Genomic DNA, 19,250 nt, shown 5'->3' with positions numbered 1-19,250 from the left:
GCAAAAGCTACGCAACCGCCCTGCCCGCCTCAACCCAAGTTCTTCTGACAAGACCAGCCAGACAGAAACGGCCGTATTCGCCTGTGACATGTGCATTTGAATTTTGGCACAATGATTTCACAGGACGCCATCGCTTATCCATCTTTGAAGCAATTGTTCGCTAACTTCGAAGTGCATCGAATCTTCACGGGCGAACCCTCCTCCCCAAACCCATCCATTCTTTATGAAAATAAGAGCGACGCGATACAACTGGACATCCACCTTTTCATCACCGAAGCGGTCTAGTTCACCATCCAAGTTTAAATCGATTGCTGTGCCCCAACTGTGAGAGCCTGCAGTCGAAGAGGAGCCACGGACCCCGCGAACACATAGCGTCCCAGCGCTCCCGATTTTAAACAAAATGTGTGGGTGCTTTTCCTCTATCTCGGAAAAAACCTTCTCAAGCGATTGAATTGCCGGAGCCAGTAGATGTACCTGCAAACCACCAACTTCTCCGACTTGCAGTTTTTCCTTCAAAGCCTCGTTGGTAACCGGTTCGCAACTATCACTTAACTCTTCGCGCGGCTTTCCCAAATTTTCTTTCAGAAACATTCTGCTCGGGGCTGTCAAACTCCCGTTTATCTCTGACCGATTAACTCCTAGCTCGTCAAAACTCACTGTCCCAGACGAAGCCCCGGGGCCTTCACCGGGCGTGGTATTCTGGTAATACTCTTGGATACTGGCAACTGTCTCGGAATCTTGAACGAGTTCAGTGTCGATTAAGAACTCAAGATTTTTTTGAACTTGTTCAGGTTCTCCGATCTTGATCATTTCCAGAATGCGTTCTCGCTCAGCGGCACTCTCAGCCAGTTTGATTTCTCGTTGGTGCGCAGTAGCCGCTGCGGCGCGCTCAAGATACGAACTGTAGTAGATAATAAACGCATTACCCATTGCCCCGATTGCTGCCGCGAGAATTGCGACTACTAGCGGCGACTTCCACGAGTTGTTCTTAGCTTGTGCAATATTGTACTCTAACTCACGCTCCTTGACGCGCGCTTCGCGATCAAGGATTTCAAGTTTCTTGAGCTCTATGTCTGACAACAACATCACCCCGCGATACTTCTAAGAATGTTAGCCGAGTTGGACCTACTCGTTCAACAAACCCTGAAGTTGTAATCTGGACAGAAATACCTGCATGCAAAACCTTCCCGCCCCAAAAGGTCGTTTTGTCTCTTTGGTGCGCTCAACCGAAATCGTCTGAAATTCCCGTGCTACAAGCCCCTGACAAAGCCGCCTTAGATATCGCCTGGTCCTTGACTACGCTTGAGGGTGCTGTCAGACAGATTCGAACCAGTCTCAGCTATGCCAGTAGAGCTGCCCTTTATGCCGCACCAAGTTCGCGCCACTCGGCGAGAGCGGCGGTGCGTGTCAGCTTGAAGGTGTTTCGGCTGGCGAGCGATCTTTCTTTGTTAAAGTGGTTGTAGACGGAGGAGTGGACGGAGGCGAATTTCTGCAAACTTCGCATGCGCCGGAAACGTTGCATGGCGCGTTCGCGTCGTCGAAACGGAAGATGCGAATTCTCGACGCGGTTGTTGAGCCACCTGCCCGTCTGTTGTTTTTCGAGAGCACCCAAATCTCTAAGCGCAGCTTTGTAGGAAGCGAAGCGATCTGTGACTACTTCTTCGACACGACCGTGCCGCTTCAACAGTTTCCTGAGGAGTTTCAGTGCTGCAGCTTTGTTTCAGCGTTTGGTGACAACGGCTTCAAGCACTTCACCTTCGTGATCAACTGAACGCCAGAGGTAGTGGCGTTTGCCGTTCACCTTCACAAAGACCTCGTCCACGCGCCAATTCCATTTGGAGAACGCACGCAGCTGCTGAACACGCTTCCGTCTGATCTCGGCAGCAAACATCGGCCCGAACCTGTTCCACCAATATCGGACGGTTTCGTGGCTAACGTCGATCCCGCGTTCGTGCAGCCGATCTTCGACATTCCGAAGCGAGAGCGGGAATCGGATGTACAGCATCACCGCCAAGCGGATGATCTCGGGACTGGTTTTAAAGTATTTGAAAGAAGCAGGTCTGGTCATGGGCAAAAGCTACGCAACCGCCCTGCCCCGCTCAAGCAAAGGTTCTTCTGACAACACCTCTTCGACAACGTGGGAGGAAGTACAAGACGAGCAATTCGTATTGCTAAGAAGCGAAAGTGGAACGCGGAAAATCCTGCAAAGGTATCTTGGCGAAAAATACGATGTTATTTCCAATGATATGCAGGTAGGCCATTTCCATTCTCAGCTTGGACTGGTCGGGAAAGGTATCGGCATCGCCGCCATTCCATCCCTGGTTCGCCTTTCGCGAAAAGACCTTGAATTGGCGATTATTCCGATTTCCAAACCCACTATTCGCCGAAAACTTGGGATCGTGACTTGTCGCGGACGGTCCCTGTCACCGGCGGCTGAGGAACTTCGCAAAGTTGCAGTCACTATAATGGGTGGATTTTCCGAATAGCGCCACCAACGCCCCTCAAGGCATTGGTGGCAGTTCATACGGCTGGTTTGCAAGAGACCTAAGCATTTTGTTTTCGTTGAGCGTCTCTGATCAAGGCTGCGAGCCGATAAAAGCCGTGTGCCATCTTTGTGTACGGTATCAGCAGAAAAAACGTCAGGACCGATCCAAGGTGAATGGCCAGCAGTGCGGGCATCAGAGCTGTTGAGCCGAGGGCATAGAGAACCAACCCACTGAACCCCACAAACCCAAGCAACAGGATGAAAACGATATCACCGCCCCAAGCTGACGGGTCACCGAGATCGCGGTCAGATTTCTGTTTGAGCAGGACCATTGCGCCGCAGCCCACTGTCAGCAGAATGCCACCGGAAATCCCGAATAATTTGGGCAATGACCAGAACCCGTAAGGCGCGTGTATTCCAAAGCCGTAGTGCATAACCGTCGCCACCGAGGTCGACGCAAAGCACATCAGGAACCCATACATGATAGCTTGATGGATATGACGCCGACCCTCACTAAACCGGTCTTCGTCCTCAAAGTTACAGCCCTCACCATGCCCAGCAGCCAGATCCTGCATCTTGCCGGCCCGTTTAAAGGCGGCCATCACATCAGACATTTGGATGGGTTTGCCGCCGACTTCGGCCCAAAAGCGTCTTAGGCTGATGGCTATGCTAATCAGCGGCAGCAAGAATGCCGGAGCAAAGATCGCGACCATCGCATTGTGCGACAGAACGGCGTAGAACCCCTCCCCTCCGCTGGAGCCGATGGCGCGGATGGCCCAGAACAGCAGAGCAAACCCTAACACGAGCGCCAGCGCAATTGCCCCGCCATGGGTGTGGAACCGCCGCGCCAGAGGTTGCGGCCAGGCGAAGCTCTCCCAACTGTCCCGCCGCACTTCAGCCAAAGCTTTCGGCAGGTTCAGGTCAAACTCGTGCGGTGCCGTATACTGACAAGCATAATAGCACCCCCTGCAGTTGTGGCAAAGGTTGGCTAGCTGCGTAATACCTCCATCGGAAAACGCGCGTTCTGCGTGCAGCGATGGGAAGACCGAGCAGTAGCCCTCGCAATAGCGGCAGGCGTTGCAAATCTCGGCCTGACGGCGGGCTTCTTGGATAAGTTCAGTTTGCATAGGCGGCGGCCTCACGTCCTGCGATACGTCCAAAAACAGTTCCGATGGTCATGCCGAACCCGGCCAGATACCCCTGTCCCAGGATTGACCCGGCCATGGTTTCGCCGGCGGCCCAGAGGTTTTCAATTTTGCCGTTAGGCGTCGAACACTGGGCCGTATCGTCGACCTTCAGTCCCAGATAGGTGAAGGTCACACCGGTGCGTAGCGAGTAGCCATAAAACGGAGGCTCAGTGATCGGACGCGCCCAGTTCGTCTTGGGTGGCGTCAGACCTGAGGTCGAGACCCCATCCAACTCACTCGGATGAAATCCACTGGTGTCGCCGCATGCTTCGTTAAATTCCGCAACGGTTGCCTTCAGCTTGTCGGCAGGTAGATCCATCATTCCAGCCAGTTCTTCCAACGTGTCCGCTTTCAGCGGTGGAAAGACCGAGGGCATAAACAGGTCCAGCGACTTCGCATCGATGATTACGTAGCCAACTTGATCCGGCTGGGCCGCGACAAGACGCCCCCAAATCGCATATCGTTTGGGCCAAACGTCTTCGCCCTCGTCATAAAACCGCTCGGCATTCTTGTTCACGACAATTGAAAACGGCACGCAGTCCAGGCGGGTGACTATACCACCGTCGAACTTCGGCGCGCGCCCGTCAATGGCGACTGCATGGCATTGGGTCGGATCGCCGACGCTGTCCACACCTTGATCTAGCAGATCGGACAGAACCACTCCGCGGTTATAGGGTGTGCCCCGGATCAAGAAATTCTTGGCAGGCTCGCCCCACGCACGGGTTAGCCAATCCGTGTCAGCCTGAAACCCACCCGAGGCAACGATGACCGCTTTGGGCGTGATGCGATGAGACTGACCTTCGTAGGTGTAGTCAACCCACTCGATCCGATCACCATTCAGTTCCAGATGCGTGACGGCAGCTTCGTACAGAACATCGACACCCAAACCCGCGGCAGTTCGGTAATAAGCGTTCACTAGAGATTTCCCGCCCCCCATAAAAAAGGCGTTGGTCCGTGCCAGTGACAGTGTTCCGGACAGAGAGGGTTGGAACCGCACCCCGTGCTCTTCCATCCACGGCAGGCATTCTTCGGAGGTTCGGATCGCGAGGCGAGCAAGATGTTCGTCGGTTTTGCCACCAGTGACCTTGAGCAGATCTTCAAGATACTCATCTTCGCTGTACTCTTCGATCAGCGGACCCAAAGGCCCCCCATGCATACAACGAAAATTGCGCGTATGGCGGGAGTTGCCACCACGATAGGGTTTTGGCGCCGTTTCGAGGATCAGAACACGGGCGCCTGCCTCAGCAGCAGTCATCGCGGCGCATAGGGCTGCATTCCCGCCGCCGATCACAGCGATATCATAAGCTTCCTTTTGGGTGGCCATATCCTGTCTACCTACTGATTTTCGTCGGTTGTCCGGTCGCGTTCTTGTAACGCCCGAATACGCATCCGTTGTGCGGCCTGAATATGCGCGCGCATTTCTGTTTCAGCCGCTGCGCCATCGCGCGCCTTTAAGGCAGCCATGACGCGCTTGTGTTCGGCCACTGCTGTCTCGGCCCGGTCCCCGTCCAACAATTGCGATGGCCCAAGGATCAACAGCGCTTTTTGCAAAGACAACATAGACTTGGCAAGAAACCGGTTCTTTGCCGCATCCAAAAGTGTGGCGTGGAAAATCCGGTTGATCCGAGCGGCTTCCGGGCCGGTGCCAGCCTCGGCCAAGCGATCATTCAGGACACCCAGCTCGTCCAACTCGACATCAGACGCCGCTCGCGCAGCTAAACGGGCCGCTGTTCCCTCGAGCACCGCGCGCATCTCATAGAGTTCCATTACTTCTGCGTAATCGAGGCTGCGTACGGTTGCACCTTGCCGTGGCACATGAATGACTAGCCCATCGGCCTCCAACTGTCGGATAGCCTCGCGTACAGGAGTGCGACTGACGCCGAGCCGTTCCGACAGCTCAATCTCGCGCAGGCGTTCGCCGGGCAGAAGTAAGCCATCCCGAATCTCGTCCAGCAGGCGCTGATACGCTGAATTGCCTTGCGGGCCAGGCTGTAAGGGGTCGTCTTGGATGGTCATCGAGCGCTCTCTTGTAATATTGCATCCAGTTGTATACGCTTGGATACAATATGAGTCAATATCCTCGGAAACCACGCCTTGCCCACCCAGAACAAAACACCTTTTCCGCTAACAAAACGGGCCGCAACACTGAGCCTGGCACTGCTGGGTACCGGTGTTTTTTGGGCGTTGGATCTACCACTGCCATTTTTGTTCGGCCCAATGTGTGCGTGTCTCATCGCAGCCTTGGCGCATGCTCCTATGGAAGGTTTTGGTCAGGTCTCGGTTGCAGCGCGCACCATACTCGGCGTTGCAGTTGGGGCTTCGATTACCCCAACCCTTTTTGCAGAGCTGCCGAAGATGGCTTCGTCTATTGCACTGATACCGTTCTTCATCCTGCTGATAGCACTGGTTGGAGTGCCATTCTTTCGCAAGATCTGGGGGTTTGACTCCATGACAGCGTTCTACGCCGCCATGCCTGGCGGATTGCAGGACATGATCATCTTTGGAACCGAAGCTGGCGCCAACCCGCGTACACTTTCCCTGATCCACGGTACGCGCGTGTTGATCATCGTGACGCTGGCCCCGCTATTTCTGACAGTGTTTTACGATGCTCAACTCACCAACCCAATCGGAGAGCCTGCGCGCGACCTCCCAATAAATGAGTTGGCGCTGATGGTATTGGCCGCCTTAATTGGCTGGAAAGGCGGTGAGCGGATCGGTCTGTTTGGGGCATCCATCCTCGGCCCAATGATCCTGACAGCGGCTCTCTCACTGGGCGACTTCATTCATACACGACCGCCTCGTGAAGCCATACTTGCAGCACAATTCTTTATTGGCTGTGGGATAGGCGTGAAGTTCGTGGGTGTCACATGGGTCGAACTACGCCGGGTCGTGGCAGCGGGCTTTGCCTATGTCCTTGTGCTTGCCATCCTTGCAGCCGCTTTCACCGCCGTTGTCACTGCATTGGGGCTCGGCCAACCCGTAGAGGCCTTCTTGGCTTTTGCCCCCGGCGGACAAGCAGAGATGACAGTTCTGGCCATCGTCTCGGGCGCGGACCTGGGCTTTGTGATCACTCACCACCTGACACGGATCGTATTTGTTATCATCGGTGCGCCCATAGCGGCCAATCTTATCCTGCGCTGGTCCAAACCTCGGGGTTGATCATGTGAATGGGAGCGCCTTCAGCATAGGCGTTCACCTGATCGAAGATATCTGCGAATTGCAGGTTGAATTCGTCCTCGGTTACAAAACCTATATGCGGCGTCGCGATCAGATTTGGATGCGATAGCAAAGGGTCCTTCGGGTCAGTGAGCGGCTCGCTATCAAAGACATCAATTGCGGCCTTGCCTGGACGACCGGCATTTAGCGCCTCAAGCAATGCACCCTTTGCGATAAGGCCTGCGCGTGATGTATTCACAAACAGTGCTCCAGGTTGCATCTGCGAGAAGTCCGACGCTGAGATGATGTCTTGTGTGTTTGGCTTCAGACGAATATGGACCGAGACAACATCGCTTTTGGCAAAAAACGCTTCGCGGCTTGTGGCAACCTGCACGCCGTCTGCCTGCGCGCGTGCCCGGCCATCGTCCGAGGACCACCAGACCACATTCATCCCGAATGCCTCGGCATACCCAGCAACAGCGCGGGCGATGCGGCCATATCCATACAGACCTAGCTGCCGCCCCTTCAGGGTCTTGCCAACTCCGGCCTGCCAACGCCCCGCTTTGACCGAGGCCATCTGAGCAGGCAAATCACGCATCCCGGCCATGATCAACGCCCATGTCAGTTCGGCTGCGGCATATGAGGGCGTCCCGCCATGCATATTCGAACAAAGCAGCACTCCGCTATCCGAGCATGCCTGAACATCGACATGCGGATACACGCCGCGCTGACTGATCAACTTCAGGTTTGGGAGTTTTTCAACCAAATCCCTGGTGATCTTGGTGCGTTCGCGAAACAACACCACCGCCTCAGCCTCCTGCAAGCGTTCAGCCAATTCGCTGGTATCCTCAACATGATCTGCCCAGACCTTCACGTCATGGCGAGATAGCTTTTCAAAACAGGGCAGGCCCTGCAGTGTCTCAAACCAATCATCCAGAATGTGAACTTTCATCGGCTTTCTATACCCTACTCGGTGCTCAGTTTTCTTGGCGTCGGCACAAAATGACGTGCGTCAAGTGCTTCAAGCGCATTGCGAACCCGTTCGCGTTGATCCAGCAAATGGTTGAATTGCTCATCACATCCGGCAATCGGTGTCGGGTATTCCGCGATGTCCCTCCGCAGAGCCGACTGCGCCAGCCTGAGTTCCTGACGCGCGATATCTAGGCATTCAGAATAGTCGTCCATCGTGATATCCTCATGATGTATACCATAGTATACCAAATGAAGATTGCCATTTCAACTGCCACTCCACTCAGATTCCGGCACATAAACATGCCCATCCGCCAATTTACGCGCAGTCCTCACTAGACCGGCAGAAATTACGTTGAATTCCCCGTCGTTCGAGAAGTCCACCAGAACGTCGATCTTGCCTGAGGCGTGCTCCAACACAACTTCAGCCGGACTTAAAACCGGGCGATCAAGTAGCCCGTCGGCGACGGTTCCGGGTGTCAAAGCGCAGGATGCCATGCATTGCGCACCCGTAACGGCCATTGTCGGGTGAGTTTTCCATGGCATGAAATACCGAACCGTAAGGGTTCCACCCTCCCTGGCGGGTGCCATCAGGCCGAATTTGGGAGTTACCGATTTCGATACGTCCCCCATACCCATCAGTTCCCCGGCTTCAATCCGCACTGCCTCCATCCGATCGAAAAAAGCACGGTTGGCATTAAGTTCTTCGGCGCTTTCATACCCTGTCAGTCCGAAATCGCCAGCCCGGGCTATGGCCATAGGCATCGCGACATCCATGCAAGTCAGCTCGATCCCCTGCACTGTATCGCGCAAATTTCCGGTGGGTAGAAATGCACCTGTTGCCGAGCCCACAACGCCCATAAAGCTCAGTTGCACTGGTGCAGAATGGCCGGGAACTCCGGCGATTTCCGCATCGCCCTCGTAGACCAACTCTCCGCCTGGGGTCTGCACTTTGGCAACGACACGGGCGCCTGTATTGACGGCGCGAATCCGGATTTCGGTCTCATCGCCGTTGGGCTGAAACAAACCCATTTCAATCGCAGCTGGACCGACCCCTGAGAGGATGTTTCCGCAAGTGGGTTTGAAATCGACCAGCTTCTCATCAACGGAAACCTGCGCGAAGAAATAGTCGATATCGGCCCAGTCGTCCTCGCTGACTGACAGCATCGCAACCTTGGTCGTCACTGCGTTCCCACCACCGATCCCGTCGATATTGAGCGCTTGTCCAGCCCCGAGGGCAGCGACCAGCACATCAGCCAACTTGTCCCTATATTCGGGCAGATCAGAGCGTCGAAAATAAGGCCCTCGGGAAGTGCCGCCGCGCATAAAAACATATGGGATTGCTGTCTGGGTCATTGCGAACCCTCCTTTACAAACCGTTGAAATTTCTGATTTCAGCGCTGCCCGGCCCGCCAAATTGGCAGGCCGGACAACCGTGGAGCACCTACTTGAGTGGCCATGGCAGGTTCACCATGTCTTGCAGCAGACCCGGCGGGAAATCCCGGTTCAAAGCGCCAGCCATGAAGCACATGAAACCGATGCCGCAGGCTGTCAGGAGCAACGTCATCTGCCAGCTGGACCCGGCGCGAATGCGGAAGAATGCGATCAGGAACCCGATCAGGGCGAGGATGAACCCCACAACCCACGTGGCCGCGATCAGACCTGCGAACCACGCGAGCGTCGACCATAGTCCATGTGGCGCGCTCGCATCCTCACCGGCGAGTTCCTTGTCAGCAAAGATCGCATCCCCCTCGGGTCGCCGCATCATCTGGATCAACAGAATGACGCAGCAGAACAGCGACACGCTGCCGATCACCAGCGGGATGATCTTGTCGGTCATGTTGTAGTCAGGGATCATGTTTGCATTGACCAATGCCACGATCAGATAGGTCATGATCACCAACAAAAAGATCAACGGCGCGCGCTTGCTTCCGGATTTGACCTCACCTTCGGCCATGATCATCTTGGCTTGACGAATGCCCAGAATGACCGAAACCACGGTGACCACGATCAGTACGATAACGATCGGACTGAAGACATACTCCATCCCCTCACCAAAGCTTTTGCGGAAGCGGAAAGAGGCAATCTGGAACGCCTGGTTGGTGAATTTCTCAACCGGATTCGACAGCACAAACCCAATCAGAAAGGCAGGGCGCGACCAGTCGAAACGACGCAGGAAAATGCCGATCAGGCCGATGCCAAACAGGGCCAGAAGGTCTTCGAAGTTTTGGCCGGACTGGAAAGCCGCAAAGCTGATCAGCATGAACAGAAACGGCGCCAGATAGGTGAAACGGATTGTCGTCAGCTTGGCGATCCCACCTGAGGCTGCGATGCATAAGATGGTGCCCACCACGTTGGCGAGAGCCAGCAACCAGACAATCGAATAGGTGATGTCGAGATTATCCTTGAGCATGCTCGGACCGACCTCGATATCGCCGGATCCCAACAGTGCAACAGCACCAATAAAGATCGCCATCGAACCCGAGCCGGGAATGCCAAACAGAAGCGTTGGGACCAACCCCCCGCCCTCCTTGGCGTTGTTTGAGCTTTCCGGCCCGATGACGCCTCGCACTTCGCCCTTTCCGAAGTTGCTTTTGTCCTTGGTCGATTGAACCGAATGGCCATAAGCGATCCAGTCAACAACCGAGCCACCAAGGCCGGGAATGACACCGACAACCACGCCAATGATCGAACAGCGGACTGACAACCAGATGTTTGCAGCCCAGTCTTTGACGCCATCAATCCAACCCGCGCCCAGTGAGGCGCCCTTAGCAATGGATCTGTCTTGACGAAGCAGCGAGACGATTTCCGGCACCGCAAAGATACCCAAGCCAACGATTACCAACTTCAGACCATCGGTCAGGTAAGGAATGTCATAAGTCGCCATACGCAGCGAACCGCCTGCGTCCGCCTCGCCAATCGTACCGACCATTAAGCCCAGCCCTGCGGCGGCAACACCCTTCAGCGGGATGCGTCCGGCTAGGATAGCGACCATCGACAAGCCAAGAATGGTGATCATCAGCATCTCGGGCAAACCGAATGCCAGAACGATGGGCCGAGCGACCAAGATGAACATGGTCAGAAATGTTGCGCCGACCAAACCGCCAAACAGCGATGAAGCAAAGGCCGCTGACAATGCCCTCGCAGCCTCGCCCTTTTTTGCCATCGGGAAGCCGTCCAACACCGTAGCCTGTGATGCTGAGCTACCGGGGATACCCATAAGAACTGATGCGAAGGTGTCAGAGGTCGGAACAACGGCAACCATCCCGATCATCAGCGCCAACCCAAGGATCGGGTCCATGCCGAACATGAAAGGCAGCAGCAAGGACAGACCAGCAATACCGCCAAGCCCCGGAAAAACACCTACGGCCAGTCCCATGACGACACCGAGAACAAGGTACCCCAGAACAATAGGCTGCAGGATCAGACCCCACGCGTCACTGAGCGCAGGAAGAGCGGTGGCGAAAACCTCCATAGCGGCCGCCTTTCATAAATTATCTTGTGTTTAGAAAAGCGCGCGCCCGGCATTGGCGCGCGCGCTGTGGTGTTTGGGCTTAGTTCAGCTCGACACCATAGGCTTCCTTGAGCCAGTTCAGAACGTAGGCTTTGGCTTTGTCGTCGACGTTTGTCGCAGTTTGCAGCGCCGACTTGGAGCCGTCACCTACAAACACCGGATACTTACCCACGCGCTTCGAGGAGATGTCGGCAAAGTCGCCGCGCTCAGTCACAGCCTGGAACGCTGCGGTGTATGCGTCGACGACTTCTTGTGGTGTGTCTCCGGGCAGGAAGGCCAGCTTCTGAACCGGGAAACCTGCCACGAAGAAGGCTTTCCATGCGTCCCATGCTTCACCGCTGGTTTCGCAACCGTCGGTGGCTTCGCAGACCTCCTTGAAAGTTGGAATATCCGGGAAGGTCGGATCGCGCACGATGTTGCCATCGGCGTCCAACGCGCCCCATGTCATCATCGGAACCGCCTGACCGGCTTCGACCAACGGGGCCGAGCCGCCCAGATAACCGGATGAGGTCTGGTAGTCGATATTGGCCTCACCGCGTTCAAACATCAGGCGGCCATCACCGCGGCCCTTGATACCAAAGACAGGCTCAACATTCATGCCCAACATCTGCCAAGCCAGCAGCGGGACCAGATCCAGCCGGGTCGCGCCCTGCGAACCGTAAATGAAGTTGGTGTCTTTCAGCGCGTTCGCGGAGCCATCAAACTTTGCTCCGTCTTCGGCGTTCAGATAGGCAACACCACCGGTTCCCGACGCCATAACCGGGATCCAGTCCTTGTATTCATAGCGCACGCGCGGATCGCTCAGCAGATACGGGAATTGAGTTGAACCAGAGGTGCCAAACAGCAGCGTCCCATCATCATGGCTCTGCTCCTGAAACCAGTTTGCGCCTTTGGTCGAACCAGCGCCCGGCATGAATTTCACGACCACTGTCGGTTGACCCGGTAGAGCTTCGGACAGAAGCGGCGCAAAGAAGTTGGCCCATTTGGCAGACCCGCCCGTTTCCGAGAACGGGATGACCCATTCGATGGTCTTGCCCGAGAAATCGACCTCGGCAGCGGCAGGTGCGGAGATACCGGCGGCGGCGATCAGCCCCACGACGGCGCGACGAGTGAAGTTGGAAACGGTCATTGGTTCCTCCCTGTTGACCAGACAACCACGCTAGCGCCCTCTGCGCCACCGTGATCGCAAATAGAACTGTGGGGTTGATTCCCCCTCCCATCTGGCAATCATGGAGCGCCAACCTTGCGCGAAACTTGCAGGAGACCTGATGCGGATCGTCATCGTCGAAGACAACGAAACCCTCGCCAACGCTATTTCTTATCGTCTGCGTGACCGCGGTCATGCGGCAGAAGTGCTTGCGGATGGCGACGAGGCTGACTTGTATCTTGCGCAAGAAGGCGCAGACTTGGTTGTTCTGGATATCAATTTGCCCGGACAATCAGGGCTGGAGATCCTGAAATCTCTTCGCAATCGTGGCGACGGCGTGCCAGTGATCTTGCTTACGGCACGTGCTGAAACAAGCGACCGGGTTTCTGGGTTGGACATGGGTGCCGATGATTATTTGGTTAAGCCGTTCGAAATGGACGAGTTGGAAGCACGCATCCGTGCTCTTTCTCGACGCAAAGAACTCGACTACGGAGCAAAAGAGAGCATTGGCGGCCTGGAATTTGATCGCGCTGCCCGTCAGGTTAGCGTGAAGGGCGAAGTTATGGATATTCCGCGGCGAGAAATCGCGGTGCTTGAATGCCTGTTGGAGCGCAGGGGCAGAATTGTTCCCAAAAGCCAACTCACAGATTATGTCTATGGCGTGGGTGCAGATGTCGAGGCCTCGGCCGTTGAGCCTCATGTATCTCGGCTGAGAAAACGTCTTCAAGATCTGGGAATTAGAATAAAGACAGCCCGTGGTCTGGGGTATCTGCTTGAGGTGCAGAAGTGATCAATCACGGCTCGCTTAGGTTAAGACTTTTCATTCTTATCCTTACCCCCTTGGTACTAATTGCCGCTCTGCTTGGCCTTTGGCGTTTTATGATCGCCCAGAATACGGCTAAGGAATTGTTCGACGATAGCCTGCTATCTGCGGGCCTCGCAATATCGCGAGATGTTGCGATTTCTGGGGGTGACGCGCTTTCACCAACTACGCGCAGCATGATCCGCGACGCGTCGGGCGGAGAAATTTTTTACCATGTGACGGGGCCCGGCGGCATCTATGTAACAGGCTATGCCTACCCTCCGGCAGCCACCAACCCGTCTTCTCAAGAGGTGTATAAACCGCAGTTTTTCGAAGCGCTCTACCGCCAGGAACCAGTTCGCGTTCTTAAGATGACGGAACGAGTGACCATAGACAATCTAATCGGAGATGCGACAGTTACAGTCTGGCAACGTATGGCGGATCGCAATGCGTTTGCGAATGAACTGTCAATCCGCGCAGGAATTCTCATGGGAATTCTGCTGGCCACCCTCGCCATTGTGGTATGGTTCGGCGTCGCTCGTGGCCTTAGGCCCTTGTTGGATTTGCAAGACGCAATTGACCTGCGTTCACCGGATGACCTCAGTGAGATTAAGCGCTCTGTCCCAGTCGAAGTTCAAGGAGTTGTCAGAACCCTGAACCGGCTTTTTGGGCAGGTGGAAAAAAGTATCAACGCCCATCAAGTGTTTATATCCGAAGCTGCACATCAGCTGCGGAATCCAGCGGCCGCCGTGCAGTCGATGGCCGAAGCGCTGCAGGACGCGAAAACGGATGACGACCGAGAAAAACGCATCTCAGAGCTTGTGGCTGCTGCAAAAAACTCAGCGAAGGCGGCTGAACAGTTGTTATCACTAGAAAGGCTCAGGCAGCCGACGCACCAAGACCAAATGGATAAAATTGACTTCCGCTCGGTCGTGGAAGAGGCCTGCGCGGAGATGGGAGTTCACATCCTCGCAAGGGGAATCGAGTTTGATGTCACTATACCTGAGACGGAGGTCACGGTATTTGGCGACCGGGTTTTTCTGATTGAGGCTCTAAAGAACCTGTTGGACAACGCAGTCAAACACGGTGGCACTATGTTGAGCCAAATTTCAGTTGCGCTGCGGTGTGACGGCAAATACGTCAAACTGACTGTGACCGATGATGGTGCTGGCCTTTCGCCAGACCAAAGCGAAGCGGCATTCAATCGGTTTTCTCAATTGGAGTATTCCGAGGGCAGCGGATTGGGGTTGTCAATCGTCTCTGCAGTGGCGGAGCGCCACGGAGGAATGGTCGAAATCAACCAAGTCGAAAAAGGAGCGAGCATTACGCTTGAGCTTCCCATAGTCTTGTAAGCTGTTTCTAATTTCACTCGGAACCCAATACCAGTAAAAGTCAACGCGAGTTTTTGCGGTTGCTGCGAAAGTCAGTTTTTCACCCTGAGCGACGAAAGCAGCTCTCAAAATCTGTATCTATGTCGTCTTTGAGCTCCACGCGGTCATTCGCTAAATCGCGATGCATGCCCACTTTGCGGACAATGCGGACGATCATCAAAGACTAGTGAACGGCCGCTTAGGCCTGAGATTGCAACCAATCAGAAAACACTTGGGCGGGTTCTGTGGCGGTGGATCGTTGTGGGCGGACAATGAAATAGCCGTAGGCAGGGAGATCGACATTCGACAGGCGGTACAGTTTGTTGCTGTCCAATTCGCTTTTGACAAGATTATCCATCAAAGCAATGCCTTGACCGTCAATCACAGCCTGCACGCGAACATTCGGATCAGCCACGATCAGTGCATCTCTTCGTGTTTGTAGCGGAAGGTTGGCAACGTCCAGCCAACAAGACCATGCGTTGCTGTCGTCACGATCACGTAGCAATGTAAAGTGCGATAGCGCCGCCTTCACTCCGTGCCTTTCTATCTGCTCAACCGCGTGAGCGCCGCCAACAGGATAGGAGCGCAGGGGTAGAAACGGTGTCGCGACGTCGTCCTCGAAACGGCCATCGCCCCATCTGATCGCAAGATCAACGTCTTGCATTTCGTATTCCGAGAACTGGATCATAGGCTGAATGCGCAGTTGCACGTCCGGGTAGCTTAGCATGAAAGACATCAATCGCGGCGACAGCCAGCGGGCGGCGAAATAGGTTGAAACACCGACGGTCAAAGTTTGAGAGGACATTCCCTTTAACTCTCGAATGTCGGCTTCAATCTCTTCGTATCGGGTCTGACAGGCCGCCAGCAATTTCAGCCCTTCGCCTGTCAGGACAACTCCGCGGCTTGTTCTCTTGAACAGCGACATCCCCAGATCAGCCTCAAGCGTCTTGATCTGATAGCTGATCGCCCCCTTGGTCATGTTGAGCGCTTCGGCCGCTGCAGAAAAGCTGGAATGCCGGGCGATTTCGGCAAACAGGCGAAGCAGATCATGATGGTGAAACAGAGTGGGCATAGAAACTCGTATAAATTATTTGAACGCAATGAAAAGAAAATTTCGATTATCAGACCTGCAGGCGTGCGCAATATAAGATTCAGCTTTGAAGGTTGGAGATGCACCGTTGGGAAAATTGAACGCAAGCATAACGGATCGAACATCGACCGTTCACCGAGCCAAGGCACGTCGAGGCCGTTTGACGCGTCACAATACACCATCGGAAAGCGAAATCTTCTCTGGCCGCAAGATACCTGCGTACAACCTGTTGAGCGAAGCTGCTTTGTCCCGGATCGAAGATCAGGCGGACTGGATATTGCGCGAAATAGGCGTCGAAATTCATGGTGACGCCACAGCCTTGGAGCTGCTCGCGGCTGCAGGTGCCAAGATCAACGGCAAACGGGTGCGGTTCGAGCCAGGCCATGCCCGCGAGCTCTGCGCCACCTCACCCAGCGAATTCCAGTTGCATAGCCGGGACCCAACCAGAACAGTGACGCTTGGGGGCGATAACGTCGTGCTGATGCCCGGGTATGGTTCTCCCTTTGTCAGTGATCTGAAGAACGGTCGGCGTTACGCCACGCTCAATGACTTCCACAACTTTGTGAAACTGGCCTATAGCGCGCCAGCGCTTCACCATTCCGGCGGGACAGTTGTTGAACCGACGGATGTGCCGGTGAACAAAAGGCATCTGGACATGATGCTGGCGCATCTGACTCTGTCGGCCAAGCCTTTCATGGGGTCTGTTACCTCCCCTGAACGGGCGCGTGACAGTATCGAAATGGCAAAGCTCGTTTTTGGACGCGACTTCATGGATCGCAACGCAGTGATGCAGGCGAACATCAACGTCAATTCGCCACTGATCTATGACGATACTATGTCGCGGGCTTTGCGCATCTATGCTGAAGCGAACCAATGCGTCTGTATTTCGCCAGCCATATTCGCAGGGGCCATGGGCCCGCTTTCGCCCGCCGCCGTGGCCGCACAGACCCTGGCCGAGGCAATGGTCGGTATCGCGCTTGCGCAACTGGTCCAACCTGGCTGTCCGGTGGTGTTCGGATCCTTCCATTCCAGCATGAACCTGCGCACCGGCGCGCTGACCTTTGGCTCGCCCGAGGCCAACATGACCACAATGGCGCTGACTCAACTGGGCCGTCGGCTTGGCGTCCCCGTGCGTTCTGGCGGCGGGCAGATCACATCCTCCAACGCGCCGGACGGTCAGGCGATGCAGGACAGTGCGGGTGCTTTATGGTCCACGCTTTTGTCCGGTGCGCATCAGGTTTGGCACGCGGCAGGCTGGCTCGAAGGCGGCTTGGTCATGTCATATGAAAAATTCATACTGGATCTCGACCATTGCGGAGCGATGCTAAAGCTCTTGCAGGGGTTTGACACAGACGACGAATCCTTCGGCCGCGATGCCTATCGCGAAACAGGCCCGGGACAAAATTTCCTGTCCACCAGCCATACGCTTCGCCACTACACAACCGCGAACTTCGAACCCCGGATATCCGACGCAGGCCCTTACGAAACCTGGTCGGAAAACGGATCGCTCAGAGCCGATCAACGCGCCACCGCACAATGGCGGCAGATGTTGGACAGCTATCAACAACCCGAAATGAAACCCGGCTTGGCAGTGGCACTCGAAGACTTCGTGTCAGAGCGCAAAGCTGCGATGCCGGACGAATGGTACTAGAAAGGAATGCCATGACCGAAGAACTCAGCCGCACTTCTGCCCTTGCCTCGCGCCACACGGCCCTGGGATCGGGGCTTGAGGATTGGAACGGGATGGGCACGGCCTGGACATACAACACCGATCCGAACGATGAACATGACGCGGTCCGGGAACGAGCGGGCATGTTCGACATGTCCCCACTGAAAAAGGTGAAGCTGCACGGTGCCGATGCTCGGGCAGTGCTGGATCATCTGACCACGCGCAACCTTTCGAAACTTGCTCCGGGGAAGGCGGCTTATCTCTGCGTGCTGACCGAACAGGGTGGGATCGCGGATGACGCCATTGTTTCGAACAATGGGGGTGACGAATGGATGATAGTGCATGGATCAGGCGATACAATGGCGCTGCTCGAGGCATCGGCGGAAGGCCGTGATCTCGAGGTCCAGTTTACCGATGATCTGCACGATCTGTCGGTACAGGGACCAGCCGCGCTGGAAATCCTGAACACTAACGCGGATATCGACCTGGCTGATCTGGCTTATTTCGAGCACGCGCCCGCGACGCTGTTCGGCCATGCCTGTCGCATTTCGCGCACCGGTTATTCAGGCGAACGCGGGTACGAGATCTTTGCCGATGGGTCCGTGATCACCGACATCTGGGACAAACTGGTCGCAGCAGGCGTCACGCCCTGTTCCTTTACCGCGCTCGACAAGTTGCGGATCGAAGCAGGCCTTTTATTCTACGGATACGACATGACCGAGGACAACACCCCTTGGGAGGTGGGCCTAGGTTTTACCATCAGCAAATCCAAGCCTGAATTTCGTGGCAAATCCGCAGTGATGGCCGCGCTAGGCAGTGAAAAGATCAACAATGTATGCCTCGATATCGACCATTCGGACATGGTCGAAGGTGGCGAAACGCTGTTCTTGAACGGAGAAAGCATTGGGCTGATCAACAGCCCCAGCTATTCGCACCGATTGGGCAAGTCGCTGGCTTTGGCCCATGTTCAGACCGGATTGACCGTCGGTACAACCCTGAGCGTAAAGGGCGAAGGCTTGGAGACGACAGCGACGATTGTCGCCAGTCCGATTTATGATCCTGAAAAATCACGTACCCATAGCTAAAGTCGTGGGAACGAGTGCAAAGAGCGGCCACTAAGGTCGCCTTTGCACAATTTGACTGCATTCGATCAATCCACCAAAGCAGCCGTTCATGACTTCCGCAGCATCCGTAACAATGGGCTCGGAGCGGACCTTCGCTGCAGTTAGTCCTAACGGCAGCTTTGCGCTTCATCGCAGACGTTCGAGGTCGAAGGTTTGATATCCAACCCCAGGTCGCTGGAAAGCGCTTTCGCGTTACGTCAGAACCGCATGCGATCTTCCCTTCTTGGTCGTTCGGGTCGATAGTTGCCTTGGCGCCGGCCAGTGTAAGGATCAGTATCGAGATATGTCCCTTGGCTACGACGCATGTATTCGGCGAACTAGGTCAGTGCATTCACCTGATCATCTTTAAGTGCATCCGGAAACGCCAACAGTTCCCTGCGGGGTGCTGTCAGACAGATTCGAACCAGTCTCAGCTATGCCAGTAGAGCTGCCCTTTATGCCGCACCAAGTTCGCGCCACTCGGCGAGAGCGGCGGTTGGTGTCAGCTTGAAGGTGTTTCGGCTGGCGAGCGATCTTTCTTTGTTAAAGTGGTTGTGGACGGAGGCGAACTTCTGCAAACTTCGCATGCGCCTGAAACGTTGCATGGCGCGTTCACGCCGTCGAAACGGCAGGTGCGAATTCTCGACGCGGTTGTTGAGCCACCTGCCCGTCTGTTGTTTTTCGAGCGCGCCCATTTCTCTGAGCGCAGCCTTGTAGGACACGAAGCGATCCGTCACGATCTTTTCTAAACAGCCATG

Annotated in this window: 17 protein-coding genes and 1 pseudogene; 6 read left to right on the top strand and 12 right to left on the bottom strand. The window is 55.3% G+C overall.

What is annotated here, in order from left to right; translation table 11 throughout:
• Positions 1-117 precede the first annotated feature (117 nt).
• A complete protein-coding gene (locus GOW98_RS23640; protein WP_217359721.1) occupies positions 118-1,086 on the bottom strand; it encodes a M15 family metallopeptidase in 969 nt (322 codons plus the stop codon).
• 274 nt (positions 1,087-1,360) lie between these two features.
• Positions 1,361-2,068: pseudogene (locus tag GOW98_RS23635) on the bottom strand (IS6 family transposase).
• Here GOW98_RS23635 and GOW98_RS23630 point away from each other — a divergent pair.
• Positions 2,067-2,486, top strand: coding sequence for a LysR substrate-binding domain-containing protein (locus tag GOW98_RS23630; protein ID WP_170336754.1), 420 nt, complete (start codon positions 2,067-2,069; stop codon positions 2,484-2,486). The pseudogene GOW98_RS23635 and the gene GOW98_RS23630 overlap by 2 nt on opposite strands.
• 58 nt (positions 2,487-2,544) lie before the next feature.
• Here the strand turns inward: GOW98_RS23630 and tcuB are convergent, their stop codons facing one another.
• The 3 genes from tcuB to GOW98_RS23615 are packed head-to-tail and all read right to left on the bottom strand — an operon-like array spanning position 2,545 to position 5,688.
• On the bottom strand, positions 2,545-3,612 hold the full coding sequence (tcuB, locus tag GOW98_RS23625) for a tricarballylate utilization 4Fe-4S protein TcuB (RefSeq protein WP_170336752.1): 1,068 nt from the start codon (positions 3,610-3,612) through the stop codon (positions 2,545-2,547).
• Complete coding sequence (gene tcuA / locus GOW98_RS23620; protein WP_170336749.1) at positions 3,602-4,996, bottom strand: FAD-dependent tricarballylate dehydrogenase TcuA; 1,395 nt, start codon at positions 4,994-4,996, stop codon at positions 3,602-3,604. The genes tcuB and tcuA overlap by 11 nt, the downstream gene beginning before the upstream one ends.
• 11 nt (positions 4,997-5,007) lie before the next feature.
• On the bottom strand, positions 5,008-5,688 hold the full coding sequence (locus GOW98_RS23615) for a GntR family transcriptional regulator (RefSeq protein ID WP_170336747.1): 681 nt from the start codon (positions 5,686-5,688) through the stop codon (positions 5,008-5,010).
• Positions 5,689-5,928: 240 nt separating this feature from the next.
• On the opposite strand from GOW98_RS23615, the gene GOW98_RS23610 reads away from it, so the two are divergent.
• On the top strand, positions 5,929-6,831 hold the full coding sequence (locus GOW98_RS23610) for an AbrB family transcriptional regulator (protein ID WP_437436875.1): 903 nt from the start codon (positions 5,929-5,931) through the stop codon (positions 6,829-6,831).
• Here GOW98_RS23610 and GOW98_RS23605 read toward each other — a convergent pair.
• From GOW98_RS23605 to GOW98_RS23585, 5 genes are all read right to left on the bottom strand, one after another.
• The gene (locus GOW98_RS23605) at positions 6,800-7,780 is read right to left on the bottom strand and encodes a D-2-hydroxyacid dehydrogenase family protein (RefSeq protein WP_170336743.1); all 981 of its coding nucleotides are present in this window, start codon (positions 7,778-7,780) and stop codon (positions 6,800-6,802) included. The two genes, GOW98_RS23610 and GOW98_RS23605, sit on opposite strands and share 32 nt — an antisense overlap.
• A gap of 14 nt (positions 7,781-7,794) precedes the next feature.
• Positions 7,795-8,013 carry a hypothetical protein gene (locus tag GOW98_RS23600; RefSeq protein WP_170336741.1) on the bottom strand — a complete coding sequence of 73 codons (219 nt, stop codon included), beginning with the start codon at positions 8,011-8,013 and terminating at the stop codon, positions 7,795-7,797.
• Between the two features lie 51 nt (positions 8,014-8,064).
• Positions 8,065-9,153, bottom strand: a complete 1,089-nt coding sequence (locus tag GOW98_RS23595; RefSeq protein WP_170336738.1) for a 4-oxalomesaconate tautomerase — start codon at positions 9,151-9,153, stop codon at positions 8,065-8,067.
• An 88-nt stretch (positions 9,154-9,241) separates the two neighbouring features.
• Positions 9,242-11,272 (bottom strand): tripartite tricarboxylate transporter permease, encoded by a 2,031-nt coding sequence (locus GOW98_RS23590; protein WP_170336734.1) that lies wholly within the window; start codon positions 11,270-11,272, stop codon positions 9,242-9,244.
• A 79-nt stretch (positions 11,273-11,351) separates the two neighbouring features.
• The gene (locus GOW98_RS23585; protein WP_170336732.1) at positions 11,352-12,440 is read right to left on the bottom strand and encodes a tricarboxylate transporter; all 1,089 of its coding nucleotides are present in this window, start codon (positions 12,438-12,440) and stop codon (positions 11,352-11,354) included.
• A gap of 139 nt (positions 12,441-12,579) precedes the next feature.
• Between GOW98_RS23585 and GOW98_RS23580 the strand changes: the two genes are divergently transcribed.
• Positions 12,580-13,248 (top strand): response regulator transcription factor, encoded by a 669-nt coding sequence (locus GOW98_RS23580; RefSeq protein WP_170336730.1) that lies wholly within the window; start codon positions 12,580-12,582, stop codon positions 13,246-13,248.
• Entirely contained in the window at positions 13,245-14,612 is a 1,368-nt protein-coding gene (locus GOW98_RS23575) for a sensor histidine kinase (RefSeq protein WP_367646894.1), read from the top strand. The genes GOW98_RS23580 and GOW98_RS23575 overlap by 4 nt, the downstream gene beginning before the upstream one ends.
• 217 nt (positions 14,613-14,829) lie before the next feature.
• On the opposite strand, the gene GOW98_RS23570 is transcribed toward GOW98_RS23575, so the two are convergent.
• Positions 14,830-15,702, bottom strand: a complete 873-nt coding sequence (locus GOW98_RS23570) for a LysR substrate-binding domain-containing protein (protein WP_170336728.1) — start codon at positions 15,700-15,702, stop codon at positions 14,830-14,832.
• An 85-nt stretch (positions 15,703-15,787) separates the two neighbouring features.
• Between GOW98_RS23570 and GOW98_RS23565 the strand changes: the two genes are divergently transcribed.
• The gene (locus GOW98_RS23565; RefSeq protein ID WP_437436874.1) at positions 15,788-17,371 is read left to right on the top strand and encodes a trimethylamine methyltransferase family protein; all 1,584 of its coding nucleotides are present in this window, start codon (positions 15,788-15,790) and stop codon (positions 17,369-17,371) included.
• Positions 17,372-17,382: 11 nt separating this feature from the next.
• On the top strand, positions 17,383-18,474 hold the full coding sequence (locus tag GOW98_RS23560) for an aminomethyltransferase family protein (RefSeq protein WP_170336726.1): 1,092 nt from the start codon (positions 17,383-17,385) through the stop codon (positions 18,472-18,474).
• Between the two features lie 473 nt (positions 18,475-18,947).
• On the opposite strand, the gene GOW98_RS23555 is transcribed toward GOW98_RS23560, so the two are convergent.
• Positions 18,948-19,250 (bottom strand): DDE-type integrase/transposase/recombinase (locus GOW98_RS23555; protein WP_170336723.1); only part of this gene is annotated, 303 nt, incomplete at its 5' end.

Source organism: Ruegeria arenilitoris (assembly GCF_013032445.1).
In the GTDB taxonomy this organism is placed as follows: Bacteria; Pseudomonadota; Alphaproteobacteria; order Rhodobacterales; family Rhodobacteraceae; genus Ruegeria; species Ruegeria arenilitoris_F.
This window is presented reverse-complemented; position numbering and strand designations above follow the sequence as displayed.